2 protein-coding genes are annotated in these 725 nt (G+C 69.7%); one reads left to right on the top strand and one right to left on the bottom strand.

Annotation, left to right across the window (positions count from 1 at the left end; translation table 11 throughout):
- On the bottom strand, nt 1-318 hold a 318-nt coding region (locus A5681_RS05765; RefSeq protein WP_156737787.1), incomplete at its 3' end, for a TetR/AcrR family transcriptional regulator.
- Between the two features lie 130 nt (nt 319-448).
- On the opposite strand from A5681_RS05765, the gene A5681_RS05760 reads away from it, so the two are divergent.
- On the top strand, nt 449-725 hold a 277-nt coding region (locus A5681_RS05760; RefSeq protein WP_156737856.1), incomplete at its 3' end, for a TetR/AcrR family transcriptional regulator.

Genomic DNA, 725 nt, shown 5'->3' with positions numbered 1-725 from the left:
CTCGCGCATCAGCCGGCCCGATTCGTCGAGCACCGCCTCGATGCGGTCGACCGCGCTTCCGGACCGCGCGGCGGCCGCTCGCAGTCGCGGCAATGCGACGTCGGTGCGCGCCGCGATCGCCGCCTTGATCAGCTCGGCCTTGTTCGGAAAGTAGTTGTACAGGCTGGCGCTGGTGACATCCGCGGTGCGGGCGATCTCCCGAATCGTGGCTCGCGAGTAGCCCACCGTCGCCACACAGCGCATGGTGGCCACGATGATGCGCTGGCGGGTCTCCTCACCGCTGGCCCCGACGGGGCGTCCCCGCTGCGGCCGCGTCACCGTGTTCTCCCCACTCGCGTGTCCCGTCCGCCGGCCCTCGGTGCCTGACAGGTCGAATATAATCGAGCGATCGATTAATTCGGGGTTTCCGGCGGAGGTGCGCGGTGCGTGAGGGACGGTACCTTCCCGCATGAGCGGTCCCCCGGCGCAATTGGGGCGCCCGGTCGGTGCGGACGGCGAGCAGACCCGCACGCGCATCATCACTGCGGCGATGCGATGCGTGGCCGAGAAGGGCTACTCTCGCACCACGATTCGCGAGATCGCCCGCACCGCGGATGTCACCAGCGCCAGCCTGTACAACTACTTTCCGAACAAGGCCGAGCTGATCAAGGCGGCGATCGCGGCGCGCACCGACGTCGCATTGCCGCGACTGCGAGCGGCCGCCGCGCGGTCCGGAAGCGCGGTCG

The sequence above is a fragment of the Mycobacterium scrofulaceum genome, assembly GCF_001667885.1.
Lineage (GTDB): Bacteria > Actinomycetota > Actinomycetes > Mycobacteriales > Mycobacteriaceae > Mycobacterium > Mycobacterium scrofulaceum_C.
The sequence above is the reverse complement of the archived record's forward strand: the minus strand, read 5'-3'. Positions and strand labels throughout refer to the sequence as shown.